General features: G+C 64.3%; 28 protein-coding genes. 7 read left to right on the top strand and 21 right to left on the bottom strand.

Annotated elements, in window-relative coordinates; translation table 11 throughout:
* Position 1 precedes the first annotated feature (1 nt).
* The 6 genes from KTJ89_RS14345 to KTJ89_RS14320 form a co-directional block, all read right to left on the bottom strand.
* Positions 2–1,030 (bottom strand): ABC transporter substrate-binding protein, encoded by a 1,029-nt coding sequence (locus tag KTJ89_RS14345; protein ID WP_172172741.1) that lies wholly within the window; start codon positions 1,028–1,030, stop codon positions 2–4.
* A gap of 11 nt (positions 1,031–1,041) precedes the next feature.
* Positions 1,042–1,890 (bottom strand): ABC transporter permease, encoded by an 849-nt coding sequence (locus KTJ89_RS14340; protein WP_259358193.1) that lies wholly within the window; start codon positions 1,888–1,890, stop codon positions 1,042–1,044.
* Between the two features lie 339 nt (positions 1,891–2,229).
* Positions 2,230–2,988, bottom strand: coding sequence for an HpcH/HpaI aldolase family protein (locus tag KTJ89_RS14335; protein WP_180345555.1), 759 nt, complete (start codon positions 2,986–2,988; stop codon positions 2,230–2,232).
* Between the two features lie 176 nt (positions 2,989–3,164).
* A complete protein-coding gene (locus tag KTJ89_RS14330; protein ID WP_259358192.1) occupies positions 3,165–3,725 on the bottom strand; it encodes a dihydrofolate reductase family protein in 561 nt (186 codons plus the stop codon).
* Between the two features lie 127 nt (positions 3,726–3,852).
* The gene (locus tag KTJ89_RS14325; protein WP_259358191.1) at positions 3,853–5,475 is read right to left on the bottom strand and encodes a GMC family oxidoreductase; all 1,623 of its coding nucleotides are present in this window, start codon (positions 5,473–5,475) and stop codon (positions 3,853–3,855) included.
* On the bottom strand, positions 5,475–6,050 hold the full coding sequence (locus KTJ89_RS14320) for a hypothetical protein (RefSeq protein WP_181271058.1): 576 nt from the start codon (positions 6,048–6,050) through the stop codon (positions 5,475–5,477). Before KTJ89_RS14320 ends, KTJ89_RS14325 begins: the two co-directional genes overlap by 1 nt.
* A gap of 112 nt (positions 6,051–6,162) precedes the next feature.
* Here KTJ89_RS14320 and KTJ89_RS14315 point away from each other — a divergent pair, with 112 nt between their 5' ends.
* The 3 genes from KTJ89_RS14315 to KTJ89_RS14305 all read left to right on the top strand — a co-directional run bounded on the left by KTJ89_RS14315 (position 6,163) and on the right by KTJ89_RS14305 (position 8,360).
* The gene (locus KTJ89_RS14315; RefSeq protein ID WP_172172749.1) at positions 6,163–6,990 is read left to right on the top strand and encodes an IclR family transcriptional regulator; all 828 of its coding nucleotides are present in this window, start codon (positions 6,163–6,165) and stop codon (positions 6,988–6,990) included.
* A 172-nt stretch (positions 6,991–7,162) separates the two neighbouring features.
* Positions 7,163–7,948: an SDR family oxidoreductase gene (locus KTJ89_RS14310; RefSeq protein WP_259358190.1), complete on the top strand. Its 786-nt coding sequence runs from the start codon at positions 7,163–7,165 to the stop codon at positions 7,946–7,948.
* Positions 7,949–8,030: 82 nt separating this feature from the next.
* A complete protein-coding gene (locus tag KTJ89_RS14305; RefSeq protein ID WP_259358189.1) occupies positions 8,031–8,360 on the top strand; it encodes a putative quinol monooxygenase in 330 nt (109 codons plus the stop codon).
* A gap of 184 nt (positions 8,361–8,544) precedes the next feature.
* On the opposite strand, the gene KTJ89_RS14300 is transcribed toward KTJ89_RS14305, so the two are convergent.
* Positions 8,545–9,045 (bottom strand): NADPH-dependent FMN reductase, encoded by a 501-nt coding sequence (locus KTJ89_RS14300; RefSeq protein WP_259358188.1) that lies wholly within the window; start codon positions 9,043–9,045, stop codon positions 8,545–8,547.
* A gap of 256 nt (positions 9,046–9,301) precedes the next feature.
* Here KTJ89_RS14300 and KTJ89_RS14295 point away from each other — a divergent pair, with 256 nt between their 5' ends.
* Positions 9,302–9,976 carry an SRPBCC family protein gene (locus KTJ89_RS14295; RefSeq protein WP_259358187.1) on the top strand — a complete coding sequence of 225 codons (675 nt, stop codon included), beginning with the start codon at positions 9,302–9,304 and terminating at the stop codon, positions 9,974–9,976.
* 51 nt (positions 9,977–10,027) lie between these two features.
* On the opposite strand, the gene KTJ89_RS14290 is transcribed toward KTJ89_RS14295, so the two are convergent.
* From KTJ89_RS14290 to KTJ89_RS14245, 10 genes are all read right to left on the bottom strand, one after another.
* Positions 10,028–10,726: a helix-turn-helix domain-containing protein gene (locus tag KTJ89_RS14290; protein WP_139906586.1), complete on the bottom strand. Its 699-nt coding sequence runs from the start codon at positions 10,724–10,726 to the stop codon at positions 10,028–10,030.
* Positions 10,727–10,735: 9 nt separating this feature from the next.
* Positions 10,736–12,250 carry a tripartite tricarboxylate transporter permease gene (locus KTJ89_RS14285; RefSeq protein WP_259358186.1) on the bottom strand — a complete coding sequence of 505 codons (1,515 nt, stop codon included), beginning with the start codon at positions 12,248–12,250 and terminating at the stop codon, positions 10,736–10,738.
* Between the two features lie 9 nt (positions 12,251–12,259).
* Complete coding sequence (locus KTJ89_RS14280; protein ID WP_259358185.1) at positions 12,260–12,856, bottom strand: tripartite tricarboxylate transporter TctB family protein; 597 nt, start codon at positions 12,854–12,856, stop codon at positions 12,260–12,262.
* A complete protein-coding gene (locus KTJ89_RS14275) occupies positions 12,853–13,917 on the bottom strand; it encodes a tripartite tricarboxylate transporter substrate binding protein (RefSeq protein WP_259358184.1) in 1,065 nt (354 codons plus the stop codon). The genes KTJ89_RS14280 and KTJ89_RS14275 overlap by 4 nt, the downstream gene beginning before the upstream one ends.
* 69 nt (positions 13,918–13,986) lie before the next feature.
* Complete coding sequence (locus tag KTJ89_RS14270) at positions 13,987–15,201, bottom strand: CaiB/BaiF CoA transferase family protein (protein WP_259358183.1); 1,215 nt, start codon at positions 15,199–15,201, stop codon at positions 13,987–13,989.
* A gap of 13 nt (positions 15,202–15,214) precedes the next feature.
* Positions 15,215–16,162, bottom strand: a complete 948-nt coding sequence (locus KTJ89_RS14265; protein WP_259358182.1) for a hydroxymethylglutaryl-CoA lyase — start codon at positions 16,160–16,162, stop codon at positions 15,215–15,217.
* 156 nt (positions 16,163–16,318) lie between these two features.
* Positions 16,319–16,879 (bottom strand): dihydrofolate reductase family protein, encoded by a 561-nt coding sequence (locus tag KTJ89_RS14260; RefSeq protein WP_259358181.1) that lies wholly within the window; start codon positions 16,877–16,879, stop codon positions 16,319–16,321.
* A 48-nt stretch (positions 16,880–16,927) separates the two neighbouring features.
* On the bottom strand, positions 16,928–18,208 hold the full coding sequence (locus KTJ89_RS14255; RefSeq protein WP_139906580.1) for a CaiB/BaiF CoA transferase family protein: 1,281 nt from the start codon (positions 18,206–18,208) through the stop codon (positions 16,928–16,930).
* Positions 18,209–18,344: 136 nt separating this feature from the next.
* The gene (locus KTJ89_RS14250; protein WP_259358180.1) at positions 18,345–19,793 is read right to left on the bottom strand and encodes a sodium:solute symporter family protein; all 1,449 of its coding nucleotides are present in this window, start codon (positions 19,791–19,793) and stop codon (positions 18,345–18,347) included.
* Position 19,794: 1 nt separating this feature from the next.
* The gene (locus KTJ89_RS14245) at positions 19,795–20,142 is read right to left on the bottom strand and encodes a hypothetical protein (RefSeq protein ID WP_259358179.1); all 348 of its coding nucleotides are present in this window, start codon (positions 20,140–20,142) and stop codon (positions 19,795–19,797) included.
* A gap of 280 nt (positions 20,143–20,422) precedes the next feature.
* On the opposite strand from KTJ89_RS14245, the gene KTJ89_RS14240 reads away from it, so the two are divergent.
* Positions 20,423–21,001 carry a hypothetical protein gene (locus tag KTJ89_RS14240; protein WP_259358178.1) on the top strand — a complete coding sequence of 193 codons (579 nt, stop codon included), beginning with the start codon at positions 20,423–20,425 and terminating at the stop codon, positions 20,999–21,001.
* Positions 21,002–21,092: 91 nt separating this feature from the next.
* Here the strand turns inward: KTJ89_RS14240 and KTJ89_RS14235 are convergent, their stop codons facing one another.
* From KTJ89_RS14235 to KTJ89_RS14225, 3 genes are all read right to left on the bottom strand, one after another.
* A complete protein-coding gene (locus KTJ89_RS14235; RefSeq protein ID WP_259358177.1) occupies positions 21,093–21,944 on the bottom strand; it encodes a fumarylacetoacetate hydrolase family protein in 852 nt (283 codons plus the stop codon).
* A gap of 132 nt (positions 21,945–22,076) precedes the next feature.
* Positions 22,077–22,994, bottom strand: coding sequence for a universal stress protein (locus KTJ89_RS14230; protein WP_139906576.1), 918 nt, complete (start codon positions 22,992–22,994; stop codon positions 22,077–22,079).
* Positions 22,991–24,451 carry an APC family permease gene (locus tag KTJ89_RS14225; RefSeq protein ID WP_139906575.1) on the bottom strand — a complete coding sequence of 487 codons (1,461 nt, stop codon included), beginning with the start codon at positions 24,449–24,451 and terminating at the stop codon, positions 22,991–22,993. Before KTJ89_RS14225 ends, KTJ89_RS14230 begins: the two co-directional genes overlap by 4 nt.
* Positions 24,452–24,779: 328 nt before the next feature.
* On the opposite strand from KTJ89_RS14225, the gene KTJ89_RS14220 reads away from it, so the two are divergent.
* Both KTJ89_RS14220 and KTJ89_RS14215 read left to right on the top strand, forming a co-directional pair.
* Complete coding sequence (locus tag KTJ89_RS14220; protein WP_259358176.1) at positions 24,780–25,190, top strand: ArsR/SmtB family transcription factor; 411 nt, start codon at positions 24,780–24,782, stop codon at positions 25,188–25,190.
* 1 nt (position 25,191) lies between these two features.
* A complete protein-coding gene (locus tag KTJ89_RS14215) occupies positions 25,192–25,689 on the top strand; it encodes an SRPBCC family protein (RefSeq protein ID WP_259358175.1) in 498 nt (165 codons plus the stop codon).
* 51 nt (positions 25,690–25,740) lie between these two features.
* On the opposite strand, the gene KTJ89_RS14210 is transcribed toward KTJ89_RS14215, so the two are convergent.
* Positions 25,741–25,947 carry a hypothetical protein gene (locus KTJ89_RS14210; protein WP_172172848.1) on the bottom strand — a complete coding sequence of 69 codons (207 nt, stop codon included), beginning with the start codon at positions 25,945–25,947 and terminating at the stop codon, positions 25,741–25,743.
* Positions 25,948–26,160: the final 213 nt, after the last annotated feature.

The raw sequence follows: 26,160 nt of genomic DNA, 5'->3' as shown, positions 1-26,160 counted from the left end.
TTCACTTTGTGGGTGCCGCAACGTCTTCGTCATGGCGAATCGGGTCGATGTAGTCGTTCGTATAGATGTCATCGACGGTGAGGTCGGTCGAATTCTCGAGACCGAGGAAGTCAGTGGCCACGCTCAGCATCTGCCCAACTCCATCGTCGGTCATCACACCGAACTGGTCGTCTGACTTTCCGGTGGCCCAGTTCAACTCGCATTGCGACTTGAGCGCATAGGTCACGGTCTCCGGTTCGTACCCTTGAACTTCCTTCGTGAAGTCCTCTGCAGTCTGATCCGGGTGGTCGCAGGCCCAGAGAAAGCCCTTCTGCATCGCGCGGTTGAAGCGCTCAACACGCTCGGGATCATTCTTCAGGGCCTCATCCGAGACCACGATGCCATTGCCGTAGAGGTCGATGCCGACGTCAGACCATTTGAGGATGTTCGCCTTCTCACCGAGCGCCATCAGCGCCGGCTCGTCGGAGACGTAGAGCGCGAGGTTCGCATCCCAGCGGTCGGCCAGCAGACCTGGAATCTTCGATTCGCCGGTGGCGTGGACGACGTTGACGTCATCCTGTTTGAGGCCACTGCGTTCGAGCGCGAGCGGCCACATAGCCGTCATGGCACCGGCACCCTCAGTCGCCACCGTCTTGCCCTTCATGTCCTCCCAGGTTTTGATACCCGAACTCTCGAGTGCGATAGTCGCGTACGCTGATCGGGCCTGAAGCAGATTCACCTGCTTAACGTGAGCTCCTTTGCCCTGGCTGAGGATGGTCGCGCCGAAATCGGCCCATCCGGCGTCGACTCTCCCGGTTTCGACGGAAGTCACGGTGTTCGTTGAGCCGGAACCCGGCATCAGCGAGACGTCGAATCCTTCCTCTTCAAAGAACCCCTCGGCCTCAGCTGCGAAGAACGGTGCGTGCTTCGGCAGATAGGCGACGTCGACCATGAGGTTGAAGTCATCGAGTCCGTCCTTTGGCGTGCATCCTGTCAGAGTGACGACAGACAGCAGGAGCGGCGCAACTAGCAGTTTCTTCAAGATGTGCATGGTTCCGCCTCTCACTTCGTGTAGTTCTTCCACGGCAGCAGCTTCTTCGAGATGAGGTCGATGATGAAGAAGAGAAGCAATGCGATCGCCGCAAGCACGATGAATGCTGCGAACATCGAGGGGAGGTCGACCTGAGAGTTCGCGAGAAGAATGACGTATCCGAGTCCCTTGGACCCGGCGATGAACTCACCGACCACGGCACCTCCGACAGCCAGCGAGATCGAGATCTTAGCTCCCGTGAAGATCGAAGGAAGCGCATAGATGAAATCGATCTTCATCATCTTCTTCAGCTTCGAGGCACGGTTGATGCGTGCAAGGTCCTGCAGCTCGTGCGGCACAGAGTTGAGCCCGTCGAATGTGTTGATGACGAGCGGGAAGAATGCGATGGCCATTGCCACGAAAGCCTTCGACTCGAAGCCGAAGCCGAACCAGACGATGAACAGCGGCGCCAGAGCGACCTTCGGAATCGTGTCGATGGCGATGAGCGCCGGATAGAGGAAGGGACGAAGGAAGGAAGCGTAATAGAGGAGTGCTCCACACAGAACGCCCAATGCTGTGCCGAGCGCAAAGCCTGCGAGACCTTCCTGCAGGGTAGTGAGAGCGTTGACCGCGAAGTATCCCGGGTTCGTGAACAATTCTTCGAACGCCGAAATCGGACCGACAAGCAGATACTTCGGGAAGTCGAAGATGAAGACTGCTAGCTCCCAGATCGCGAACAATCCGACGAGCCCGACAACAGCTTTGATTCCCGCTGTGAATGACTCAGGTTTGAGCCTAGATGCAGTCGGCGGAGCTGCCGGCGCAGGGCTGGGCTCCATAGGTCGAACTGCATCGGTATCGATGCGTGGTGCTGTTGTCATTGGCGATCCCTCCATTGGGTTCTGGTCCATGAGCAGGTGTGGCATTGCATTTGTGACGTGGAACAACTGTGATGCGTTCCAGTATTCGCGACTCAACGATGCCTGTCCAAGATTGTTTTCGCATGTTTCGATACCCTGAAGGAATTGCATCAATGAGTTTGTGCAGGCAGGAAAAACTCGAGAGTTGAATTGAGAAACGCCAGGATACTCGGACTTCCCAAGAACATCCTGGCGCACCATGGCAACGTCGCGCGCAACGCGGATCCCCGAACTACCTGACGGCGGCGCAGATACCTCGCGCGAGGTTGGTGAGCCGCCGTCAGGTAGTAATTGGAGAAACTAGGAGCGGGCGTTTGCCAGGTCCTCTCGGAAGGCTCGGCCCGCGGCGCCCAAGTCGCCGCATGAGGTGATGAAGCGGAAGCCCTGTTCCCGACGCAACCGAGCCTCCTCGCCGTCGCCGCAGTGGATTCCCGGAACCACCCCGGCGGCATCGGCGGCCGTGCGGATCCGCACGAGCGCCTCGGCGTGGGCCTCGTTGTGCTGCCCCGGCAGCGCGCCGACGGCGAACGCCAGATCGGACGGACCGACGTACACCCCGTCGATTCCCGGCACGGCGCAGATGTCCTCGACCGCGGCCAGACCCTCCTCGTTCTCGATCATGACGAACAGCAGAGGCCGCTCGTCCCGTGTGTCCTGCACGGCGCCGTGCATGATCTCGGCTGTCGGTCCCCACGAACGATCCCCGCCCCGCGAGGGATAGTCGAGCGCGGCCACCGCAGCCTGTGCCTCGTCGACCGAGGACACGAGCGGAACGATGATCGCCTCGACTCCGGCGTCGGCGAGCGCCCCGATCTCCGTGAATCGGTTCGCCGCGACCCGCGCCGTTACGAGTGCGTCGCCGCTGGCGCGCACAGCGTCGGACAGTCGCAGCACGTCGGTGGGCCGCACCAGCCCGTGCTGCAGGTCGAGGCAGACATAGTCGAATCCGGCCGCCGACCCGGCCTTCGCCAGCTCCGGACTCGTCGACATCATCCACAGTCCGTTGTAGATCTCCCCCGCGCGCAGGCGGGCCCGATGGTTCTCAATCGCAGCAGTCATGACTGCATCGAATCACGGAATCCCACCGCCCACCAGGGGTGCCCGATATCCGGATGAACCCCGCCGAGGCGGCCCACCCTCGCGTATAGATCATCGATCACTTCGCCGAGGCGGCCCTGAACGTCCGTACCAAAGATCGACCCGTCCGAAACGTCGCCCCACCTCGGCGAGGGATTTCACTCGGTTGGGCTGTCCTCGAGGAGGGGCCCGATGACTCGGTGGCGGGAGATGACGAAGGGGGCGCTGTGTCCGACTTCGATGAGTTCGAGGTCGAGGCGGCGCGGCAGGAGCGAGCGCCCCTTGCCGAGGACCACCGGCGCGGTCCAGGTGATGATCTCGTCGAGGAGTCCCTCGTCGGCGAACTGTCCAGCGAGGTCGCCGCCGCCCATCACCCACAGGTCATGGTCGCCCGTGGCGGTGCACATTTCGAAGTAGTGGTCGGAGACCGAGCCCTTCGCGAACCGGATGTCGGGTGTCATCCCGTCCTTCCCGGCTTCGGGCAGGCCGAGCTTCCGGTGGGTCATCACCCACGCGGGAACCTCATAGGGCCAGGGCCCGTCGAGATTGCGCAGCACCCATTCGTACGTCGTCGAGCCCATGACGATCGCTCCGACTCCGTCGATGAACCCGTCGTCCGGCGGTTCTTCGGTCTGACGCAGCAGCCATTCGAGCGAGTCATTCGGGTCGGCGATGAACCCGTCGAGCGTGGTCGCGGTGTAGTAGACGGTACGTGCCACAGGCAGTCTCCTCCTTGATGCGTCTCCCTTTCATCCTATTGGTCCGATGCTCTCTCACAGCAGTTCGGCGTCGATTCCATCCGTTGACAGAACCGACGCCGATCGATGCGACGACATCCTGCCGCCCCTATATCTCCTGAGTCCGCAGCGCCTCGGCGATGTACTCGGCCTGCCGGATCGCGAGCGCCACGATCGTGAGTGTCGGGTTCGCGGCGGCGCCGGTGGTGAAGACCGATCCGTCGGAGATGAAGAGGTTCTTCACGTCGTGGGTCCGGCCCCATTTGTCGACGACTCCGTCTTCGGGGCGTTCGCTCATCCGCGCGGTGCCGAGGTTGTGCGTCGACGGATAGGGCGGAGTGTGGTGGGAGGTCTGCGCACCGACCGCCTCGTAGACTCTCTGCCCTGCGGCGTAGGCGTGTTCGCGCATCGCCAGATCATTTGCGTGATCGTCATAGTGGACGTTCGGCACGGGCAGACCGTTCGTGTCTTTGACCGTCGTATTCAGCGTCACCCGGTTGCTCTCCTGCGGCATGTCCTCGCCGACGATCCACATTCCCGCGGTGTTGAGGTACCGGTCGAGCAGTGCCGCGAAGTCCGGTCCCCACCCGCCGGGCTCGACGAAGGAGGCCATGAATGCCGGGCCCAGCGAGATCGTCTCCATGTAGTAGCCTCCGGAGAACCCGCGGTCGGGATCGTGGATCGACTCGTCGGCGATGACTCCGGCCATCGTCTCCCCGCGATACATCCGCACCGGCTTGTCGAAGTGGCCCCACACGGTGCCGGTCAGGTGACGCATATAGTTCCGGCCCACATGGCCGGACGAGTTCGCCAACCCGTCAGGGAAGGACGGTGTGCCGGAGAGGAGGAGCAGCCTCGGCGTCTCGATCGAATTGCCGGCCACGCACACGACCTTCGCGGCCTGACGGTGGAGGTTCCCGTCCTTGTCGAGGTAGAGCACGGCGTCGGCCCGACCGCCCGCATCGTGGGTGATCTGCACTGCCTGGGACTCGGGCCGCAGATCGAGCAGCCCGGTGTCCGCCGCCCGCGGCAGCTCTCTGACCAGGGTCGACCATTTGGATTTGTTCTTATCGCCTTGGAAGTTGAAGCCGTCCTGGATGGAGGCGGGGCGGCCGTCGTATTCTTCGGCGTTCGTGGCGTACGGCCCGGTCGCATAGAACTTGTAGCCGACCTCCTTCGCCCCTCCGGCGAAGACCTTGTAGTTGTTGTTCGCCGGCAGCGGCTTCCGGCTGTGGACGTGGGTCGAACCCATCGCCTTCTCGGCCCGGTCGTAGTACGGGGCCATCTCCTCAAGCGTGATCGGCCAGTCGAGGAGGTTGGCGCCGTCGATGCGGCCGTAGACGCTGCGGGCCTTGAACTCATGAGCCTTGAATCGCGGGGTCGCTCCCGACCAGTGGGTCGTCGTGCCGCCCACAGCTTTGACGATCCAGGCCGGCAGGTTCGGGAAATCGCGGGCGATCCGCCACGATCCGGTCGTCGTCCTGGGATCGAGCCAGGCCATCTGGTTGAAGGCTTCCCATTCGTTGTTGACGTAGTCCTCGTTGCGCAGATACGGCCCGGCTTCGAGCACGACGACGGGAATGCCCTTCGCGGTGAGCTCGTAGGCCAGGGTTCCCCCGCCGGCGCCGGAGCCGACGATGACGACGGCCTCTTCGTCCGGGTCGATGCTGAATCCGGTCACGCTGTGTCCAGCCTCGGCGCTGGCACCGCGTCCTATATTCTCAGCGGTCATCACTTCTTCACCTCACCCATCTCGACGCTCTGCGGCGCCGGCTGATTGGTCGAATCGTCACCGGCAGCGCTGCCGCTGCGGACACCCATAACCCCGTCGCCGAGCTCGGGCAGCGGCTCATCCTCGGGGTAGACGATCCGCGGTTCGGGCAGCCAGTCGAGATCATCGAAGCCGCGGTTGATGTAGCCGCCCTTGTCGAACGACGGCCCTTCGTAGCCGAGCGTCTCCCACACCTCGACATCGTCATAGAGGTTGAGCACGGCGGTGCGGCGGACGAAGCCGAAGAACTCGGTGGATTCGACCCGGCGCAGCACCTTGAGCGCGGAGTCATCATCGAGTCCGCAGAAATCACCGTCGGAGAGCTGATCCAACGACAGCAGCCCTTGGATGAGGGCCACCCTGAACCACGTCTCCTCATCGGCGGCGATGAGGATCTTCTCCGCGGTGCGCAAATACGGTCCGTCGGGGAAATCTGCGTGCGGGAATGCCACGCGCAGCACTCGGATGAGGGTCTGCTTCGCCTCGTCCGTCATCTCCATCGCATTCAGCGATGGGTATTTTGCAGGGAATGCCATCGGATGCTCCTTTGCTCCACTCGGCAGGCGGCATCGACGCACGCCCGCCACTGTCCTGACATGAGCAACCTATGTGACCCGCGACACCATGGACTATCCTCATTCTCATCACATGAAAAAGTCGATCGCCGAGGCGATCGCACAGTCAGGAGACCGTGTGTCCAACAGTGCCGTGATCCAACGAACCTTCTCCGTCTTGGAGGCCGTCGCCGCTTCGGGCTGTGCCGCCGCGAAGACCGTGGCCACCCGCCTCGAGATCCCGCTGCCCACCGTCTACCGGCTCCTCAACGAGCTCGCCGATTCCGGGTATCTCGTCTACCTCAAGGACACCAAGCGCTTCGAGCTCGGTCCCAAATGCTTCGAACTCGGACTGTCGTTCCAGCAGCGCCTCGTCGCCCCGCATCCGATCCGGCAGATCACCGATCAGCTCCACCGGTCGCTGGGCACTGCCGCCTATTTCGCGATCTACCGCGGCTCGGACATCATCCTCACCTACTGCTCCGACTGCGAGAAGCATCCGCGGCTGCGGCCTCTGCGCTTCGGTTTCCACGAGGCGGCGCACGCCACCGCTTTCGGCAAGATCCTCCTGGCCGGAATGCCCGAACCGCAGCGCACCGACTACCTCGAGGCGCGCGGAATGCAGGTGCTCACCCCGCAGACGATGATCAGTCGGGAGGCCCTCGACCCCCACCTCGCCGAGGTGGCCACCCGCGGAATCGCCTGGGAGCACGAGGAGTTCCTGCCCCGTCAGACCTGCGCGGCCGTGCCGGTGCGCAACGGCACGGGAATGCAGGTCGGGGCGATGGCGATCAGCACCCCCTCGTCGAAGATGGCGGGACGGGCGAAGTTGGTCGAGTCGACCCTGCGCGAGCATGCGGGACTGGCGTCGAGCTACCTGCGCGGCGGGTCGGTCACCGTCCCCGTCGCCGAACACGCCTGAGCCCCGAACTCCCGATGGAGACAGCACTCGCGACAGCGACCACCCGCCCCACAACCGGCCACGTTTGCCCCCCCCCAGCTTTATCGCCACATGAGAAGAACCATGTCCTCCGGCTGCCGACTCTGCTGAGAATGATCGTGCTCGCTCACAGTTGAGAACTCAAGGAGGAGAAATGGGCACGAACAACAGCGTCGCAGTGGTGACGGGATCCGCACGGGGAATCGGCCAGGGCATCGCGCAGAGGCTCGGAGCCGATGGCCATCATGTCATCGTGGCTGACCTGCCGAGCATGCAGGACGGGGTGGCGGAGACCGTCACAACGATCGAAAGCACAGGTGGGAGGGCCACCGGCGCTGAGGTCGACGTCACGGACGAAGATTCGCTGAGCCGCCTCGTCGAGATTGCCGTCGATGCGGGAGGAAAACTCGACGTCTTCGTCGCGAACGCCGGAATCGCCCAGGTCGAACCCCTCATCGAATATTCGAAGGCGGATTTCGAGAAGATCGTCGACGTCAATCTCACCGGCGTCTTCCTGTCGTATCAGGCCGCGGCGAAGCAGATGATCGAGCAGGGCAACGGCGGCAAGATCATCGGCGCCGCCTCGATCGTCGCCTTCCGCCCCTTCGCCCTCCTGTCGCCGTATTCGGCGACGAAATGGGCCGTTCGCGGGCTGACTCAGGGTGCGGCGATGGAGTGGGCCAAGCACGGCATCACCGTCAACGCCTACGGGCCCGGCATCGTCGGCACCGCGATGTGGGACCTCATCGATGAGAAGCTCGCCGCCGAGGAGGGGCTGGCCAAGGGTGAGGCGATCAAGAAATATGCTGGTGACATCCTCATGGGCCGGGTGTCCGTGCCCGAGGACGTCGCGAACCTCGTGTCGTTCCTCGCCAGCGAGGACTCCGATTACATCACCGGACAGACCATGCTCGTCGACGGCGGAATGCAGTTCTCGTAACGTTGTCGCTGAGAGCAGAAACCGACACCGCCACACCCACATCTCCACCCGAGAGAACAACCACAGAGAGAAGGAAGAAGACATGATCTTCATCGTCGTGAAGTTCCCCGTCAAGCCCGAAATGGCTGACCAGTGGCCCGAGCTGACCCGCGAATTCACCGAGGCGACCCGCGCAGAACCGGGCAACAAATGGTTCGACTGGTCGCGCAGCCTCGATGACCCGAACGAGTACGTCCTCGTCGAAGCCTTCGACGACGATGCCGCCGAAGCGCATGTGAAGTCCGACCATTTCCAGGCCGCGACCGCCGCGGGCGGGCCGATGCACTCCGCATTGGCAGCGACCCCGAAGATCATCTCCCGTCAGATCGACGGTGATGATTGGGATGCGATGGGCGAGCTGCAGATCGGCTGAACCCCCACCGAGGCGGCCGTCCCTGATCGGGACGACCTCATTCGCCGAGACAGCCGCGCGGGTCCGCTGATGCGTTCAGCGGACCCGCGCCACGTTCCCGGCACCGGCCAGCTCTCCCGCGTGGTGAAACTGCAATAGCTCGGCCCCCTGTACTAAGCCGCTGCAGGTTCACCAAGCTGAAGGCTCATCTCTGCGGCAGGTACGCCTTCTGGCTGTCGACCCATTCGTCGAGCACGTTTGCGCGGTCATCGAATTTTGCGGTCGGGAACGCCAGACCTTTCGTCGGCACGCTGGCGCCGAGTTCGACGAGCAGCGGACGCAGGGTCGTCTCCACCGCGAGCGTGTGCGCCGGGGACCCGATGGTGAAGACCGGGATCGCGGTCAGTCCGTGCAGACCGCCAGCGTCGTACCGGTCGAGGAAGGCTTTGAGCAGTCCGGTGTAGCTGGCCTTATAGGTTGGCGTGGCGATGACGGCGTAGTCGGCGGTGGCCAGACGTTCGGTGAGTGTGTTGAGGCGGTCGGACTTCCATTCGAAGATCTCGTCGGTCACCTCGGCGAGTTCGATGGTTTCGTCGATCTCGGATCCGGTCACCTCGGCGATCTTGGCGGCGAGGTCTTCGGCCACTTGGCGGGTTCGCGAATTCGAGCTCGGGTTGCCGACGACGACGGCGATGCGTGTGGTCATAAGGGGGTCCTCCCATTGGTGCGGTGCGCTCTTGTCCGGGTCCCGCGCTCGGCGGCTCCGTCTGCGCTCCACACTATGCGTCGGCTGATGGACCGAGCCTGAAAAATGACATATCCGTTCTCATCCCCAAACTGGACCAATGCCATTCCACCGCCGCGCATCCTTGGTTACCATGAAGTACCGCCGATCTTCGGCGGACCTCCCGCACCTCACCTGCAACCGCCGTCAGATCATCGACGACCTCCGAGGAGCTTTCATGACCACCCCCGACTCCAGTCGCCCCACCGAAGACCAGGTCCTCGCCGCGCAGGCCGACGCCGTCGACCGCGGGCTCAACATCACCGTCGAGGGCGACACCCAGCACACGGTCCAGACGTTGAGCCAGACCTACCCGACCACCGTCGCAGATCTCTGGGAAGCCTGCACCGATCCGGTTCGGCTCGAGCGCTGGTTCGCCCCCGTCAGCGGCGACCTCGAACTCGGCGGTCGCTACCAGATCGAAGGCAATGCCTCCGGCACGATCGAGAGCTGCGAACCGCCCCACTTCTATTCGCTGACCTGGGAATTCGCGGGAGGAGTCAGCCATGTCACCGTCCGCTTCGCCGAGGCAGACGGCGGCGCACGCCTGACCCTCGAGCACTCGCACACAGGTGAGGCGAACGCCGACTTCTGGGTGCAGTTCGGACCCGGCGCCACCGGTGTCGGGTGGGACATCTCCCTCCTCGGTCTCGCCAACCATCTCGTGGCCGGTACGGGACGCCCCGAAGACGAGAATGAATGGGTCGCCTCGGCGTCGGCCCAGGAATTCGTCCGCACCTCCAGCGCCCGCTGGGGCGAGGCCTCGGCGGCGGCAGGAACCCCGGTCGATCAGGCGCGCGCCGCCGCAGAACGCACCACCGGCTTCTACCTCGGCCAGCCTCCGGCAGAGTGACCTTCATCCGCTGACTGAGCCAACGGCGGAATAGTCCTCCCCATTCCCTCCCTACTCCCCCGCCTGCTTCCGCGCACCCAGCGCCAACCGGGCGATATCGCGCAGCACCTCGAGTTCCTCGCTGCCGTCGAGCAACGCCCGCAGCTCGACGGCAGCCCGGCTGAGCAGGCTGCGATAGGCGCCGGCGACGTTGTCCGGTTCCCGCGTCAGCGGGTAGGACACACAGAGCGCGAACACGATCGCACCGACGGTGAAGGCCACACTCGCCGAGGCGGTCCCGGCCACCCGTGCCTGCTTGGTCGCGTAGAACTCCGCCGGATTTCCCGGCCCGCACAGCGCCAGGGCAGCCGAGCCGCCGTCGACGAGCGGGAGCACCGCACCGACTCCGCGCGAGACGCGCAGCTCATGATCGGCTTCGACGTTGCGCACGCACACACGGTCCTCACCGACGCGGACCCACAGCTGCACGGATTCCCCGGTCATCGTCCGCAGATGGTCGAGCACCGAGTTCGTCGTGGCGATATTGCGCCTGCCCGGGAAGGGCCCCAACCGCAGCAGCCCCGAGGAGTCACGGACGATGAACTTGTGCGCCCGCAGGTCGGTCAGCAGCCGATACGTCGTCGACTTCGAATAGCCGAGGCGGCGGCACACCTCCGCAGCCGTCATCGGCGAGTCCTGTAGGACTTCGAGGATGGCCGCACTGCGGTCGATGACTCCGATCTCCGCCGGCACCTGTTCAGAACTCTTCATTCCCACTCCTCACGACACCGTCACATCGGCGAGCAGCTTCCGCCGGGACACCCACCACCGGAAGATGATGGGTCCGATGATGCCTGCCACCATGAGGATGATGATCGACAGCGACACCGGCCTGGTGACCAGGGGTGCGAACGATCCACCGGAGATCTGCAGCATGCGCCGGAAGTTGTCCTCGAGCAGCGGCACGAGCACGAGCGCCAGGATCGCCGGGGCCAAGGGGATGCCGCCCTTCTCCATGAGATAGCCGATGACGCCGAAGATGCCGAGCATCATCAGCCCGAACAGGCTGAATTCGATGGCGTAGGCGCCGATGACCACAAGCACGAGGATGGACGAGAAGAGGATCTCCTTGGGCATCTTCAACAGCTTCACGAAGACCCCGACCAGCGGCAGGTTGAGGATGATGAGCGCTATATTGCCGATGTACATGCTGGCGATGATCGTCCAGATCAGACCGGTCTCGTCCCGGAAGATCAGCGGTCCTGGCTGCAGGCCGTACATCGTGAACACGAAGAGCAGCAGCGCCGTCGTCGCCGAACCCGGGATGCCGAGGCTGAACAGCGGAATCATCGCACCACCGACACCGGCATTGTTCGCCGCTTCGGGACCGGCCACGCCCTCGATGGCGCCGTGACCGAACTCGTCCTTCCGCTTCGAGATCCGCTTCTCCATGATGTAGGACATGAACGAGGCCAGCGACGGACCGACTCCTGGCAGGATGCCGATGATGAAGCCGACCACGGAACCGCGGGCCCACGGGCCGGCCGACCGCTGCCAGTCTTCCTTCGTCATCCATTTGTCGTTTCCGAAGCTCTGGATCTCATCCTTGGCCCCACGTCCGAGCGCGAGGTTGCGGATCGCCTCGGGGATGGCGAAGAGCGCCATCGCGAAGATCGTGAAGTCGATCCCGTCGGAGAGCAGATCCATGCCGAAGGTCTGCCGGGGCAGTCCGGTCTGGAAGTCGAGTCCGATGAGGCCGACGGCCAGGCCGATGAAGATCGAGATGAGCGCCTTGGCCCGCGAACCCGCCGACATCGTCGACGCGAGCAGCAGGGCCGTGGCCATGAGCAGGAAGTATTCGGTGGCGCCGAAGACGTTCGCGAGTCTGACGAGGACGGGTGAGAGGAACGTCAGTCCGATGATCGCCAGGGTGCCGGCGAGGAACGATCCGATCGCCGCGGTCGCCAGGGCGGCCTTGCCCCGACCTCGGCGGGCCATTTCGTAGCCCTCGATCGCGGTCACCGCGCTGGCGACCTCACCAGGGGTTTTGATGAGCGTAGCGGTGATCGAGCCGCCGTACATCGAACCGTAGTAGATTCCGCACAGCAGGATGAGACCGTGCACCGGCTCCATCCCGAAGGAGACCGGGATGAGGATCGCGATCGCAGAGATGGGTCCGATTCCCGGCAGCACTCCGACGACGGTGCCCAGCAGCACGCCGAGGAGGGCGAAGGCGAGGCTGACCGGCTCGAGTGCCGAGGCGAAGCCGCCTCCCAGATCGATGAGAGTGTCCATGCCCGCCCCCTAACCCAGGATCCCGACCGGCAGGTACACGGCGAGTCCGTAGACGAACGCCGTGTAGACCACGACCGCGAAGAGGACGGAGAAGATGAGGTTGCGAATCCACTTCTCAGGCGCGTAGATGCTCGTCAGCCCCATCAGGAACGCCGCCGTCGACAGCAGGAATCCGACTGGGATGAGGATCGCCAGATAGACGAAGAAGAGCGCGAACTGGAACACGACCTTGCGCACCTGCGGCTCCGGCGAGGCTTCGAGGACGATCCCGCCGACCCCCTCCTGACCGGAGGATCGGTCGGCGGTTTCAACGGATGATTCCCCCGCCGAGGCGGCCGCACCGTCCCCGTCCGCCGCCGCGGTCGAGTGCGCTGATCCCGCGGACCCGGGAGCCGCCTCGGCGGGGGTGTCCTTCCGGTGCCGGACAACGGCTTGGCCGGCGAGGAAGAGGCCGAGCACGATGAGACCGATCCCCACGATGGCGGGGAAGGTGCGCGGGGTGACGATGTTCGCGGTCTCCTGGATGGAGAACGTCGCGATGTAGTACACCGCGCCGATGACGGCGATGGCGCCGCCGGTGATGAGGTCGGTGCGGAAAGCGGTCATTTGCTGTTGCCCAGGTCGGTCTCCTTGACGCCTTCGGCGACCGTCTTCGCCGCGTCATCGACGTAGGCCTGGGCGTCGTCGCCGGTGTGGAACTCGGTGGCCCACTGGTTGTTCTTCAGCGTCTCCTGCCAGGCGTCGGACTTGCTCACGTCTTCGAGCGCCTTGGCCCAGAAGTCCACGGCTTCCTGCGGCATCTCGGCGGGTCCGTAGACTCCGCGCCAGTTGCCCAAGGTCACGTCGTAGCCGGAGTCCTTCGCGGTGGGCACCGTGTCGAAGGGCGCTGCCAGCGGTTCCTGGGCGAAGGTGACGAGGGGTTCGATGTCGCCGGCTTCGATGACGGAGCGGAATTCGCTCATGCCGGCGATGGCGACCTTCGCGTCCCCGTTGAGCATGGCGGTCGTCTGCTCGCCGCCGCCGTCGTAGTTGACGAAATTGATGTCAGCCGGGTCGACGCCGGCTTCCTTCGCGAACAGGGCGAACGGCAGAGTGTCGTCTCCGGCGGCCGCGACGGTGACCTTCTGCGGGTCGTCCTTCAGCGCCTTGACCAGGGCGTCGAGGTCCTTGAAATCCCCGTCCTTCGGCGTCACGACCATGAAGTCCTCGACGTAGAGGGTGGCGATGAGCGTCGTGTCTTCGGGACCGAATTCGCAGAGGTTGCGCGCCTTCATCGTCTGGCTGGCCAGGGAGGTGATGGCGATCTGATCGTCCTTGCCCTTCTCCTGCTGCATCATCGACGTCAGCCACGAGCAGCCGGTGCCGCCGGGCTTGTTCTGCACGGGCAGCGGCGTGGAGACGATGTCCTCCTTCTGCAGCGCCTCGACCAGCGCCCGTGCCGTGGTGTCCCAGCCGGATCCGGGTTCAGCCGGAGCGGTGACCGAGACCGGTCCCTTCGGATAGTCCCCGCCCTCGCCCGGGGGCTGCGCCTTGTTCCCACAGGCAGCGGCGACGAGGGCGACCGAAGCGAGCACGGCCCCGATCTTCGCCGCGCGCTTGCGGGTACTCGTCGACTCTTCCTTCGCCGAGGCGGCCGTCCGTGTGCGTGTGATCGTCGTTGATCGCATGAGCTGTCCCCTTGTGTGTTCGGTTCTCGATATTTGGTGGTGTGCTTGGTGGTGCCGCTGGCTGAATTGTCAGTCCAGGCGGTTCTCGTCGGGCTGAGGTCCGTCGATGGGTGGGCCCGTCGGCACTGCGGGGCCGTCCCGGTAATGGCTGTTGTGGCGGCCGGGTTCGGGCACATCGCTGCGCAGCCCGAGCCGGTTCCCGTCGAAGGTCAGCGGCAGCAGCGGCACATCCACGCTTGCACCTGTCGGCAGCCCGGTGTGGGCGAGCGCTCCGGAGGCCACAAGGTGCGGGTCGTCGGTGAGGTCGGCCGGGGTGTTGACCGGAGCGACGGGCAGGCCGCGCCGGGTGCACTTGTCTTCGATCTCGGCCAGGCTCAGCTGTGACAGTGCCTGCTGGAGCTCGCGATGAATGCGGTCGCGCTGGTCGACTCGGCCCTGGTTGGTCAGCATGTCCGGGTCGGCGGCCAGCCCCGTCAGTCCGAATTCATCGCAGAGGTCGCGCCACTGCCCGTCGGAGACGGCGGCGACGAAGACCTGGTTGTCATCGGCATCGCGGAAGATGTCATAGACGGCCCAGGTTGCTTGCCGGGTCGGCATCGGGCGGGGCGGTTCGCCGCTGATCTGGGATTGTGCCATGTGCGTTCCGACGAGGAAGGCGTTGTTCTCGAACAGTGCGGAGTTGATGAGTTTTCCGCGGCCCGTGCTTTCGCGCACCCGCAGTGCGGACTGGATGCCGATGACTCCGAACATTCCGCCCATGATGTCGTTGACGCTGGCTCCGGCGCGCAGCGGCTGGCCGGGCGGGCCGGTCATATACGCCAATCCCCCGAGCATCTGGACGACCTCGTCGAGGGCGGCGCGGTTCCCGTAGGGCCCGGAGAGGAATCCCTTGAGTGAGCAGTAGATGAGTCCGGGGTTGCGGGCCGAGAGCTCCTCGTATCCGAAGCCGATCGATTCCATCTTCCCGACGCGGAAGTTCTCGAGCAGGACGTCGGCGGAATCGATGAGGTCGAGGACACGGTCACGGTCGGCCGCCTCGGCGATATCGAGTTGGACGCTGTGCTTATTGCGGTTGAACGCGGGGAACAGCCCGGATCCGGACCCGGGCAGGTAGCGGGTCTTGTCGCCGGCTCCGCGGGGTTCGATCTTGATGACCTCGGCGCCGAGGTCGGCGAGGATCATCCCGCAGCTGGGACCCATGACCATGTGGGAGAACTCGATGACGCGGATGCCTTCGAGCGGCAGCGGTTCGGGGGTCGTTGCCTGGGTCTGTTCGGCGGTCATGTGGGAAGTCATTTCAGACCTTCGCCGAGGCGGCCGCGAACCGGTCGTCGAAGACCGCGGGGGTCGCGGGGATGTCCGACAGGCTCGAGGTCAGGTCGTGTCCGACGGCGGCGATGAGGGGGTCGCGCACCTCGGTGAGCGCCTCGACGTCGACGCCGGTGGCCACGCCCTCGCGGTGGAGGAGGTGGACGAGGTCGTCGGTGCCGATGTTGCCGGCGGCGCCCGGGGCGAAGGGGCAGCCGCCGAGTCCGCCCATGGCCGCGTCGAAGTTCGCGATCCCCAGCTCGAGGGCGGCGATGACGTTGGCCATGCCGAAGTTGTAGGTGTCGTGGAGGTGGAGGTTGACCGGTTTGCCGGGGAACGCGTCGAGAACCGCCGAGGTGTTGCGGCGGACCAGCGATGGGTTGGCGTTGCCGATGGTGTCGGCCACCCCGACGCCGTGGGCTCCGGCGTCGACGAAGGGACGGAGGACCTCGACGAGGTGGTCAGCCTCGGTGATCCCGTCGAAGGGGCAGATGAAGCTCACGGCGGTCGTGATGTCGAAGCGCAGTCCCTGGTCACGGGCGAAGACGGCGGCGTCCATGAGGCGGTCGGAGGCCTCGGCGATGGAGGCATCGGAATTCGCTTTCGAGTGTCCTTCGGAGGCCGAGAGCACGAGTTTGATGTTCTTCGCCCCGGCATAGACGGCCCGCTGGGCGCCCTTGAGGTTGAAGACGAGGGTGAAGAACTCGACCCCGTCGGCTTCGTGCGGTGCCAGACGGCGCAGCAGTTCGTCGGTGTCGGCCATCTGCGGGACCTTCTTCGGATTGACGAAGGAGCCGACCTCGATGTGCTTGAGTCCCGAGCCGATGAGCTTCTCGGCCAGGGCGACCTTGACATCGGTGGGCACGATGGCTTCTTCGATCTGCAGCCCGTCGCGCAGAGTGGTGTCGAGGATATCGACGGAAGTGGGCCGGACCATGGGACTCCTTCACGCAGGCTCCCGGTGAACGGGAAACGATTCGTCGCCGCGCGACCATGCGCGACTCCACTCTCGTTATATAACGCGCTCAGTCCAGGGAACAGGCTTTGTTCGGCATATGAGAGGTCGGGGAGAATTGCCTGTGTTCAGTCCCGTCTATCGGGAAGCCTGCTTCTTCGGCCGGTATGTCTGAATCGCGTGGCCTGCTTCGAGTTCGCTGCGGTCGACGAGTTCCAGGTCGACAACGTCGTTCAGTCCTGCGAAGAGGTAGGGTCCGTGCCCGGCGATGCAGGGGTGGACGACGAATTCGAACTCGTCGATGAGACCGAGTTCGGCCAGAGCCAGCGGCAGCGTCACTCCCCCTGTAGCGAGTCCCGTCACCGATTGCTCCTTGAGCTCGCGGACAGCGGTGCCGAGATCGCCGCGGATGAGTTCGGAGTTCCAGTCGACGCTGTCCAGGGTGCTGGAGACGACAAACTTGCGAGCCGGGTCGATGGCCGCGACGAACGGATCAAGGTCTTCCTCCGGGGTCGTGTCACCCTCGGGCCGGCGCCACGCGTCTTCCATCATCTGGTAGGTGACGCGGCCGAAGATCAGCCCGTCGGCACGCTTGAGATTGTTCGCATGGTGAAGGTGGAAATCGTCGCTGATGACTCCGACGCGATGGTCGCAGCAGCCGTCGACGGTGACGTTGATCGAGTACCTCAGCTCGCCCATGGCATAAGAATAGACCTGGGCGGTCACCGTCGGAAGAGGTCTCGGCGTTCAGTCCTCAGCGCCGTCCTGGTCTGGCTCCGGGGCTGCATTCTGCTCCGGTGCCAGTCCCAGCCATGACAGCACTTCGTCGGTGTGCTCGCCCAGATCAGGACCGAGGTGGTCGATCGCGATCGATTCGCCGCCGATGACCGGGGTGATGCCGGGGAAGGCGACGTCTTCGAGGACTTCTTCGCCGGTGGAGACGTCGAGGTTCTGAATCATCCCGCGAGCGGCGAGCTGCTCATCGGCGACGAGATCTTCGGCCGTGTAGATGGGTCCCGCCGGAACGCCCACTTCCTCCAGAGTCTCGACGACGTCCTCGACTGAACGCTGCGCGCACCACGCCCCGATGGCTTCGTCGAGTTCGTCGCGCCGCTGCCAACGGCCGGCATTCGTCTGCAGGTCGGCATCCTCAGCGAGGTCGGGACGGTCGATCGCCGTCATCAGCCGCGGGAAGATTCCATCCCCATTACCGGCGATGACCACGGATTTCCCGCCGGCGCACATGTAGCCGTTCGAGGGCGCGATGCCCTCCATCCGACCGCCGGTGCGGGTGCGGACCTCGCCGAATGCGGAGTAGTCGGGGACGAGGGATTCCATCACGGAGAACATCGCCTCGTTGAGCGCGACGTCGACGGTCCGCTCCGACAGCGGACCCTTGCCTTCGAAGCTGTGCGCGGATCCGACGACCGCCTCGGCGGCTCCGGCGATCTTCTGCCGCTGTCGGTCGAAGAGCATCATCACGGCACCGAACGCCGCCTGCATTCCGGCGATCGAGTCGCCGATCGAGATGCCCACGCGCACCGGCGGGCGGTCGGGGTCGCCGACGAGTTCGCGGAAGCCGGAATATCCTTCGGCGACGGCGGCGAATCCAGGCCGGGACGACATCGGTCCGGTCTGGCCGAACGCTGAGATGCGCACGAACACAAGGTCGGGGTTCGCCTCTTCGAGCACGTCGGGGCCGAGTCCCCATTTCTCGAGGGTGCCGGGGCGGAAGTTCTCGAGCAGGATGTCGCTGCGGCGGACGAGTTCGAGCACAGCTTCGCGTCCCTCGTCGCTGCGCAGGTCGAGCACGACCGACTTCTTGTTGCGGTTGATCGTGCGGTAGAGCATCGAGGTGTCGCCGGCCTTGAGCCGCCAATTGCGCAGCTCATCGCCGGTGCCGGGGCGTTCGACCTTGATCACCTCGGCGCCGAAGTCCGCAAGCATCCGCCCGGCGGTGGGTGCGGCGATGTAGTTTCCGAGTTCGAGGACTCGCACACCGGAAAGGGGAAGTCGGTGCGTGCTCATGACGATGCTCCTAGTTGTGCGTGGTTCGGTTCTCCCATGGTGCCAGGTGTCGGGGCGATCGGCGCGGATATCCGCCGCCCGGGCGGTCGGACGGTCCACCTCCCCGAGGCGGTGCTCAGCTGTTCCGCAGCGTGACCTACGCGCGTTGACCGATGGATTCGGTCGAAGTCTCAGCCTGCGACCGACCGACCCCGGCACGCACGGCTTCGCAGACCGCAACGACGAGGATGTTGACGCCGAGGCCGATGATGCCTTCGCTGATCGCCCACGGCAACGGCAGCCAGAACGTGTAGGCGATGACGACGATCAGTCCCGCAGCAAGACCGGCGATGATCGAGCGAACACTGAGACGACCGCGGAAGAAGAGAGCCGCGGCGATCGCCGGAGCGAGCTGGTCGAGGCCGGAGAAAGTCAGCAGCAGGAGGTTCGCCAACAGGTCGGGCATGACGATGGCCAGCAGCAGCGACAGGGCAGTGGCGACGACGACGATGATCTGAGTCGCAGTGAACTGATGCCGTTCGGATCTGATCCGGAAGACATTGCGTGAAGCCAGGGTCGAGATGCCGATGAGCAGCGCGGCCGAGGGCACCATCGCCGTGGTGATTCCGGCGACGGCGAGGACTCCGATCACCCAATCGGGGAACATCTGTCCGGACAGGTGGAGCAGAGCCGAGTCGGCATCGGTGTTCCGACCGAGGATGACGACGGCCACGTAGCCGACGATGAGCGGCAGGACGATGAAGGTGTTGTAGATCGGCAGCCACAGGTAGTTCTGGCGCAGCACCGCGGAGCTGCGGGCGGCGAGGATCGGCGGCCACATGTGCGGAAGAGTCACGAAGGCCACGCCGATGGCGCTGATCGCCATGTTCGAGATGTACCAGGGGATGCCGTATTCCTCTGTGCCGTGGACGCTCAGGAGGTCGGGCATGGTGGCAGCGACGGTGTCGAAGACGTTCGTGAATCCGCCGGTGAAATGTATGGGGATCGAGATGCATACGACGAAGAGCATGACGAGCATGAGCGCGTCTTTGAAGTATGCGGTCGTGGCCACGCCTCGCAGGCCCGACCACAGGACGAAGGCGACGACGAGGATGAAGGCGATGACCATTGACCACACGCCCGTCGTTCGGTTGCCGGTGACGAGTTGGACGATGAGGCCGAGTCCGGTGATCTGCAGCTGCAGGTAGGGCAGCAGGAAGATGACTCCGCAGATGCCTGCGATGACTCCGAGGGTGCGCGAGGAGTAGCTGTGTTCGAGGAAGTCAGCCTGTGTCAGGTGTCCGCGTGCTTTGGCCATGCGCCAGATCTTCGGGCCGATGAAGTAGAGGACCAGGTAGCCGAGGGGTACGTAGGGCATCGAGTAGAAGGCGGCGGCGCCTCCAGAGACCACGAGCCCGGCAGTACCGAGGAAGGTGAAGGTGGTGAAGGTTTCGCCGGCCTGAAGCAGCCAGGTCGTGGCCACGCCGAAGCGTCGGCCGCCGACGGTCCACTCGGAGAGGTCGGCATTGGGCTTCTTGCGTCCGATGAAACCGAGGATCGCGACGAGGACGATTCCGCCGAGGGTGACGATCTCGATAGTGCTCATCTCAGCCCTCCCGACCGTTGTCGGGGTGTGCCTGCACTTCCGGTCGGTCTCCGACTTTGGCCGATTCGAGCCTCTCGGCTTCTTCGAGGGCAAGGTCGTCGAGGTGGCCCTGCCGTTCGAGATCGGGGCGGGTCTTCTCGATGATCAGGAGGATGCCGGTGACGAGGAGGCTGCCGGGCACACAGGTCCACCACAAGATGGTCGGCAGCCCGAGAAACAGATGTGGGCCGTTGAGAATCGGCAGCCATTGGAGGACGAAGGCGGCGATCACCGGAATGAGACAGAGAACCGCCCAGACCGTGACGCGACCTTTCGTCACCCGTCGTGTGTCGGAATCGGGTGTACTCATTGTGCCTCCCGCACTCGTTCGGCCGGTCTGCTCGGCCGGCGGTCCGACCACCATGGTCACGACCACGTCCATCTTCTCTCCACAATCGGTGCTGGACGGTGACGAAATGCCGCTGACAGCAAAGTCGCATTGAAAAGCTGCCTTGGCTGAACATCAGCTGCGGCTTGAGTGAACTTCGTGCAACATTCCTTGAACTCTATTGTCACCCAGGCTCTGGGTACCGAAGACTGGCAATCGAGTCGCAGACAGCGATGATTCGTCACCGAATGAGGAGTTGGACATGGAATCGAACGATTTCGCAGGCAACAACGACAGCGGTCAGAACGACTTCGGCAATGAGCAGCAGAGCGGTCCCGAGGGACAGCAGCGCGGCTTCGGCGACCAGGGTGGCCAGCAAGGCCAGTCGGGTCAGCAGGAGCAGGGTGGCTTCGGCGGCCAAAATCAGCAGGCCCAGGGCGGCTTCAGCGGCGGCCAGGAACAGGGCGGCTTCGGGGGCGACGACCGCGTTCAGCAAGAGCAGGGCGGCTTCAGCGGCGGCCAGGAACAGTCCGGCGGATTCGGTGGAGATGACCGTGAGCAGGGTGGCCAGCCCAGCGGTCAGGAACAGGACGGACCCGGCGGCGATGATCGCGGCCAGCAGGCTCAGGGCGGTCAGAACGACGGCGGGTTCGGCGGAGACGACCGCGGTCAGCAAGAGCAGGAAGGACAGCAGTCCGGCGGCTTCGGCGGAGCCAACGACCGCGAACAGGGCGGTCAGCAGGGTCAGTCGGGTCAGCAGGAGCAGGCTGGATTCGGCGGCCGGGATCAGGCCCAGGGTGGCTTCGGTGGCGAGCAGGGCGGCTTCGACGAGAACCGCTGATCTCAGCCCTCACCTGATCCGGCGTCATCGTTGAGACGCCGATCCGCAAACACAAGCGGCGCACCAGTCATCGGTGCGCCGCTTCGCGCATTCACTCCGTGACGGTCACGACCTGTCGGTGTCGGCCGAGGCACTCGAGCTCGATTTCGACGACGTCGCCGTCGACCAGGTACGGGTACTGCCCCGACAGCGCGACGCCCTGCGGTGTGCCGGTGAGGATGACGTCGCCCGGTTCGAAGGCCATCGCCTGGCTGAGCTGGAAGATGATCTCGCCGACGGAGAAGATGAGGTCACTCGTCGACGAATCCTGCCTGGCTTCGCCGTTGACCCAGCTGCGCAGGCGCAGGTTGCCGGGGTCCACCTCGGCGGCGGGGCGGATCCACGGCCCGAGCGGGGTGAACCCGGGCAGATTCTTCCCTTTCGACCACTGGCCCCCGGACTCCTCGATCTGCAGTCGGCGCTCGGACAGATCGTTGCCGAGCACGTACCCGGCGACGTGATCGAGTCCTTCCTCCGCCGAGGCGACCCTGAAGGTCCGTGATCCGATGACCACTCCGAGTTCGACCTCCCAATCGGCCTTCGCCGCATACGGCGGCAGTTCGATCGGGTCGTTGGGCCCGGCGATGGTCGAGGGCATCTTGAAGAAGATGACGGGTCGCTCGGGAGGTTCGGCTCCGGACTCACGAGCATGCGCTGCATAGTTCATGCCCACGCACACGATGGCAGAAGGTCTGGTCAGCGGCGCGCCGATGCGCATTTCATCAGCACCATCGAGCGGCTTGAGTTCCCCAGCGTCAAGCGCGCTTCGGACGCGTCCGATACCGTCGGCGGCGAAGAAGTCCGGGTCGATGTCATCGGTCAGCGGGCGGAGGTCGAAGCAGACTCCGTCGTGGCGGACAGCCGGAATCTCGTGTCCGATCGGTCCCAGTCGCAGCAGTTCCATGCGGTTCCTCTCTACTAGCTCTCGGCCACGTCGTTGTGACCTGTCGCCAGGCTAGCGAGACTGCCTGCGCTAATTTGGAACTGTTCAAGCATTGGACACCCGCGGCGTCGAAGCGCCCACCCGGACCGACCGTCACACGGTCTGCTGGCGGATGTAATCGGCCTTCGCCCGACGGGGCACGACGACGGTCGGCACCGGAGAGTTCTGCAGGATCCGCATCGCGTGGCTGCCGAGCGAGACCCGCTTGAGCGCACCCAGCCCGGAGGATCCGAGCATCATCACTTCCGGATGCTTCCACTCGACAGCGCCGAGCGCCGCGGCCCAATCGGCGCCGGTTCCCACGACGACGTCCGTCTCACCTGGTTTGATGTGCAGCTGCTCGATCGAGCACAGGATCTTGTCCGTGTCGCGCTGGACGGTCTTCGTCCATTCGTCGATGACGCGCGACTCCATGTCGAAGGGCACGTTCGCCGAGGCGACCACACGTGAACGCGGGGCGAACGAGGCGATGCGGAACGGCACGTCCGACTCCGCCGAGACCATCGCAGCACCAAGAATGAGATCCGCCGAGGTGGACGAGCCCGAATACGCGGCCGTGATCCGCTCCAGCCGCGCCCCTGCAGGCGCTTCGAATCCGGCCGGGGCCAGGGCCACCGGCAGCCTGGCGCTGTGCAGCAGACCGTTCGACACCGACCCGAGCGCGATCTTGCCCGGCTTCCCTTCCGACGATGGTCCGACGACGAGGCGATAGGCGTCGGTCTTCTCGCACATCTCGAGCAGACCGCGCCGAGACGACCGCGCGGAGTGGAGGACACATTCGGACTCGATATCGCTGGGAATGAGCGCACGCGCCTCGTCGAGGGCCGCCTCGGCGACGGTGCGGAACCTGTTCTCGTACTGGCTCTCGAAGTGCACGGGCGCCATCGGGAACGCAGCGGAGTCCACGGCGGTTGCGACGATCCGGCGTCGATAGGTGCGGGCGAGGACGATGCCCAGCTCGACGGCTGCGCGGTTGTCCTGACCTGGGGCAAGACCGACGACGATGCTCATTTGGCTCCTCCTGTGGAGTCCGGTCCGGGGGCTTCGAGATTGGTGGGTCCCGCCTCGGCGAGCTGCTTGCCGAGGACGGAGGACTTGCGGCCGAAGATGAAGTACAGGCCCAGGATAAAGGCGGTCCAGATGATGAAGACGACGATAGTGATGACCTGCAGGCTCGAGATGATCCAGAAGCAGCCGATGATCGAGAGCACCGGCAGGACGGGATAGAACGGGACCTTGAAGCCGCGTTCGAGGTTCGGTTCGCGCACGCGCAGGATGATCACGGCCAGGGAGACGACGACGAAGGCGACGAGGGTGCCGATCGAGGTCATCTCGGCGAGGAAGTTCAACGGGATGAAGCCGGCGAGGACCGCGATGACGGCGGAGACGACGATCGTGCCTTTGACCGGGGTGAGTGTGCGGGGATTGACCTCACGGAAGAGCTTGGGCATCATTCCGTCGCCGGCCATCGTGAAGAGGATCCGGGACTGGCCGTAGATGGAGACCAGGGTGACGGAGAAGATCGAGATCACCGCGCCGGCGGCCACGACCGTGCCGGGCCACTGCGAGCCGACGATGTTCTCGAGGATGGCCGACAGGCCTGCGGTCTGTCCGTCGAATTTCTCCCACGGCTGGGCGGACAGGGCGGCGACGGCGACGAGGACGTAGACGGAGGTGACGATGATGAGGGCAGCGATGAGAGCTCGGGGCATCGTCTTCTTCGGGTTCTTCGTCTCATCGCCGGCCGTGGCGACAGCGTCCATGCCGACGTAGCTGAAGAAGATCAGACCCGAGCCGGCGACGACTCCGGAGATGCCGAACGGAGCGAAGTCGGCGAAGTTATTCGAGTCCCAGCCGGTGACGCCGACGCAGATGAAGAAGATGAGCACGCCGATCTTGAGGCAGACCATGATCGCATTGACGACGATGGATTCGCCGGTGCCGCGCACCAGGAGGAAGCAGCACATCGCTAGCAGCAGGATGGCAGGCAGGTTGACGATGCCGCCTTCTTCCGGCGCGTAGGCCAGGGCGTGCGGGATCTGGAATCCGAAAAGATTGAACAGCAGCTGGTTGACGTACTGCGACCAGCCGACCGCGACGGCCGCACCGGCGACTCCGTATTCGAGGAGTAGACACGCGGCCACCCCCATCGCCGGCAGTTCGCCGAGGGTCGCGTACGCATAGGAGTAGGAGGAACCGGAGACGGGGACGGATCCGGCGAGCTCGGCGTAGCAGATGACCGCGAGGCCGGCGACGGCGCCGGCGATGACGAATGACCAGATCACGGCGGGTCCCGCCACCGGAACGGACTCGGAGAGGATGAAGAAGATGCCGGTGCCGATGGTTGAGCCGACGCCGACCATCGTCAGCGAGAACAGCCCGATCGTGCGTTTGAGATCGGTCTCGACGTCTTCCTTCTGCCGCGGAACCGGTTTGATCCGGAACAGCTGCTGTCGCAGTGTGGGCATGTTCATCTCCAGACTTCATCGTCTTACTTGCCTGTCGGCGGAGCCCGTCGCGCACCGGTCAGGTGCGCTCGCTGCTCGCCGCTACTGAGACCATACGACAGACTGCGCGATCCGATTCGGTTTCTACCGGAATTCATCGGTGCGAAATCCGTCGCCTCTCGCCGAGGCGGCCCCGACCCTGCGCACGTCACTGCAGGTGGAGGACGAGATACGCTCCAACGAATACTTTATTCAACTAAATGGTTGACTTACGAGAATTGGCAGACATACCCTTTTATCAACCCATTGGTTGAATGATTGTTTCGATTCAGATCCACAGGAGGCTCAAGTGGCCGATCAGCTGTCCAAGGTCTTCGCCGCTCTGGCCGACCCGACGAGACGGGACATGGTGGCCAGACTCAGCGTCGCGGACTCGACGGTGAACGAACTCGCCGAACCCTATGACGTCAGCCTGCAGGCCGTATCGAAACATCTCAAGGTGCTCGAGGACTCCGGACTGGTCTCCCGCACCCGTGACGCCCAGCGCAGACCAGTCCACCTCGAAGACAATGTGTTCGATCTGATGACGAAATGGATCGAAAGATACAAGCAGCAGGCAGAGGAACGTTACCAACGCCTCGACGGGGTCCTCGAAGCGATGAACGCGGACGAGGAAGCGAACGACTCGGACTCCAGCGCCGCCTCGGCGGAGGGATCCGAGGACACATCACCCCACAGAAGATCACGCAAAGGAGCATGACATGACCACCACAGACACCGCAGCCGACTATTCGACTCTCAAGCTCGACGTCCCCGAGGGGGTGCAGACCGTCTCGATCACCCGCGATTTCGCCGCCTCACCGGACAAGGTGTTCCGGGCCCATATCGACCCCGAACTGTTCGTCAAGTGGTGCGGACCGGACTCGATCACGAACACGATCCGGGAATGGAATGCGACGACCGGCGGGAACTGGAGCTATGTTTCGAACGACGATCGCGGCGAGTACGCGTTCTTCGGCTCGTTCCACGAGGTGAGGGAGAACGAGCGCATCGTCCAGACCTTCACCTTTGAGGGATTCCCGGACGCGGTCAACCTCGAGATCCTCACGCTCACTGACCTCGACGACGGGCGGACACGGCTGATGTCGACCTCAATCTTCGACTCGCTCGAATCCCGCGACGGCATGGTCGCCTCGGGTATGGAGCACGGCATCGTCGAGGGCTACAACAAACTCGACCGCCTCCTAGACCACCCCTAATTACTACGTGACGGCGGCTCAGCAACTTGGCGCCAGGTTGCTGAGCCGCCGTCAGGTAGTTCGGGAGGGGGCGGACGACCTGGCAATGTACAGGCACAGCTCGTTGATGCCGATGAGGAAGACACCGGAGCCCAGCAGGGCTGCACCCGGGACCTCGTCCGCGAGGATCAGCAGGATGATTCCCGCAACGACGAGCGGATAGCTCAATGCTGTCAGCAGCAGGGAGCGACGGGCGGGTTCCTGCAAGTTTCTGATCACCGTTCCAGTTGATGGGCTGGGCTGACTGGACCGTCATCACGTCCGACGAACCTTCAACGGGCGTCGTAACGGTGACGGGACCACTCAACAGTAGCGGGTCTCCGAGTCGATGTATCTCCCACAAAAGGATGAAATTCGCTCTCCAAGGCACCCGACGGCGGCTGAGCAACCTGGCGCCAGGTTGCTGAGCCGATCCTTCTATGTCTGTCAAGC

Origin of the sequence: Brevibacterium sediminis (genome assembly GCF_024895295.1) — a bacterium.
Lineage (GTDB): Bacteria > Actinomycetota > Actinomycetes > Actinomycetales > Brevibacteriaceae > Brevibacterium > Brevibacterium sediminis.
This window is presented reverse-complemented; position numbering and strand designations above follow the sequence as displayed.

Excerpts from the sequence above, each read along its gene's own strand:
- KTJ89_RS14345 (WP_172172741.1), bottom strand. The coding sequence starts at position 1,030 with ATGCACATCTTGAAGAAACTGCTAGTTGCGCCGCTCCTGCTGTCTGTC.
- KTJ89_RS14340 (WP_259358193.1), bottom strand. The coding sequence starts at position 1,890 with ATGACAACAGCACCACGCATCGATACCGATGCAGTTCGACCTATGGAG.
- KTJ89_RS14335 (WP_180345555.1), bottom strand. The coding sequence starts at position 2,988 with ATGACTGCTGCGATTGAGAACCATCGGGCCCGCCTGCGCGCGGGGGAG.
- KTJ89_RS14325 (WP_259358191.1), bottom strand. The coding sequence starts at position 5,475 with ATGACCGCTGAGAATATAGGACGCGGTGCCAGCGCCGAGGCTGGACAC.
- KTJ89_RS14320 (WP_181271058.1), bottom strand. The coding sequence starts at position 6,050 with ATGGCATTCCCTGCAAAATACCCATCGCTGAATGCGATGGAGATGACG.
- KTJ89_RS14315 (WP_172172749.1), top strand. The coding sequence starts at position 6,163 with ATGAAAAAGTCGATCGCCGAGGCGATCGCACAGTCAGGAGACCGTGTG.
- KTJ89_RS14310 (WP_259358190.1), top strand. The coding sequence starts at position 7,163 with ATGGGCACGAACAACAGCGTCGCAGTGGTGACGGGATCCGCACGGGGA.
- KTJ89_RS14305 (WP_259358189.1), top strand. The coding sequence starts at position 8,031 with ATGATCTTCATCGTCGTGAAGTTCCCCGTCAAGCCCGAAATGGCTGAC.
- KTJ89_RS14300 (WP_259358188.1), bottom strand. The coding sequence starts at position 9,045 with ATGACCACACGCATCGCCGTCGTCGTCGGCAACCCGAGCTCGAATTCG.
- KTJ89_RS14295 (WP_259358187.1), top strand. The coding sequence starts at position 9,302 with ATGACCACCCCCGACTCCAGTCGCCCCACCGAAGACCAGGTCCTCGCC.
- KTJ89_RS14290 (WP_139906586.1), bottom strand. The coding sequence starts at position 10,726 with ATGAAGAGTTCTGAACAGGTGCCGGCGGAGATCGGAGTCATCGACCGC.
- KTJ89_RS14285 (WP_259358186.1), bottom strand. The coding sequence starts at position 12,250 with ATGGACACTCTCATCGATCTGGGAGGCGGCTTCGCCTCGGCACTCGAG.
- KTJ89_RS14280 (WP_259358185.1), bottom strand. The coding sequence starts at position 12,856 with ATGACCGCTTTCCGCACCGACCTCATCACCGGCGGCGCCATCGCCGTC.
- KTJ89_RS14275 (WP_259358184.1), bottom strand. The coding sequence starts at position 13,917 with ATGCGATCAACGACGATCACACGCACACGGACGGCCGCCTCGGCGAAG.
- KTJ89_RS14270 (WP_259358183.1), bottom strand. The coding sequence starts at position 15,201 with ATGACCGCCGAACAGACCCAGGCAACGACCCCCGAACCGCTGCCGCTC.
- KTJ89_RS14265 (WP_259358182.1), bottom strand. The coding sequence starts at position 16,162 with ATGGTCCGGCCCACTTCCGTCGATATCCTCGACACCACTCTGCGCGAC.
- KTJ89_RS14260 (WP_259358181.1), bottom strand. The coding sequence starts at position 16,879 with ATGGGCGAGCTGAGGTACTCGATCAACGTCACCGTCGACGGCTGCTGC.
- KTJ89_RS14255 (WP_139906580.1), bottom strand. The coding sequence starts at position 18,208 with ATGAGCACGCACCGACTTCCCCTTTCCGGTGTGCGAGTCCTCGAACTC.
- KTJ89_RS14250 (WP_259358180.1), bottom strand. The coding sequence starts at position 19,793 with ATGAGCACTATCGAGATCGTCACCCTCGGCGGAATCGTCCTCGTCGCG.
- KTJ89_RS14245 (WP_259358179.1), bottom strand. The coding sequence starts at position 20,142 with ATGAGTACACCCGATTCCGACACACGACGGGTGACGAAAGGTCGCGTC.
- KTJ89_RS14240 (WP_259358178.1), top strand. The coding sequence starts at position 20,423 with ATGGAATCGAACGATTTCGCAGGCAACAACGACAGCGGTCAGAACGAC.
- KTJ89_RS14235 (WP_259358177.1), bottom strand. The coding sequence starts at position 21,944 with ATGGAACTGCTGCGACTGGGACCGATCGGACACGAGATTCCGGCTGTC.
- KTJ89_RS14230 (WP_139906576.1), bottom strand. The coding sequence starts at position 22,994 with ATGAGCATCGTCGTCGGTCTTGCCCCAGGTCAGGACAACCGCGCAGCC.
- KTJ89_RS14225 (WP_139906575.1), bottom strand. The coding sequence starts at position 24,451 with ATGCCCACACTGCGACAGCAGCTGTTCCGGATCAAACCGGTTCCGCGG.
- KTJ89_RS14215 (WP_259358175.1), top strand. The coding sequence starts at position 25,192 with ATGACCACCACAGACACCGCAGCCGACTATTCGACTCTCAAGCTCGAC.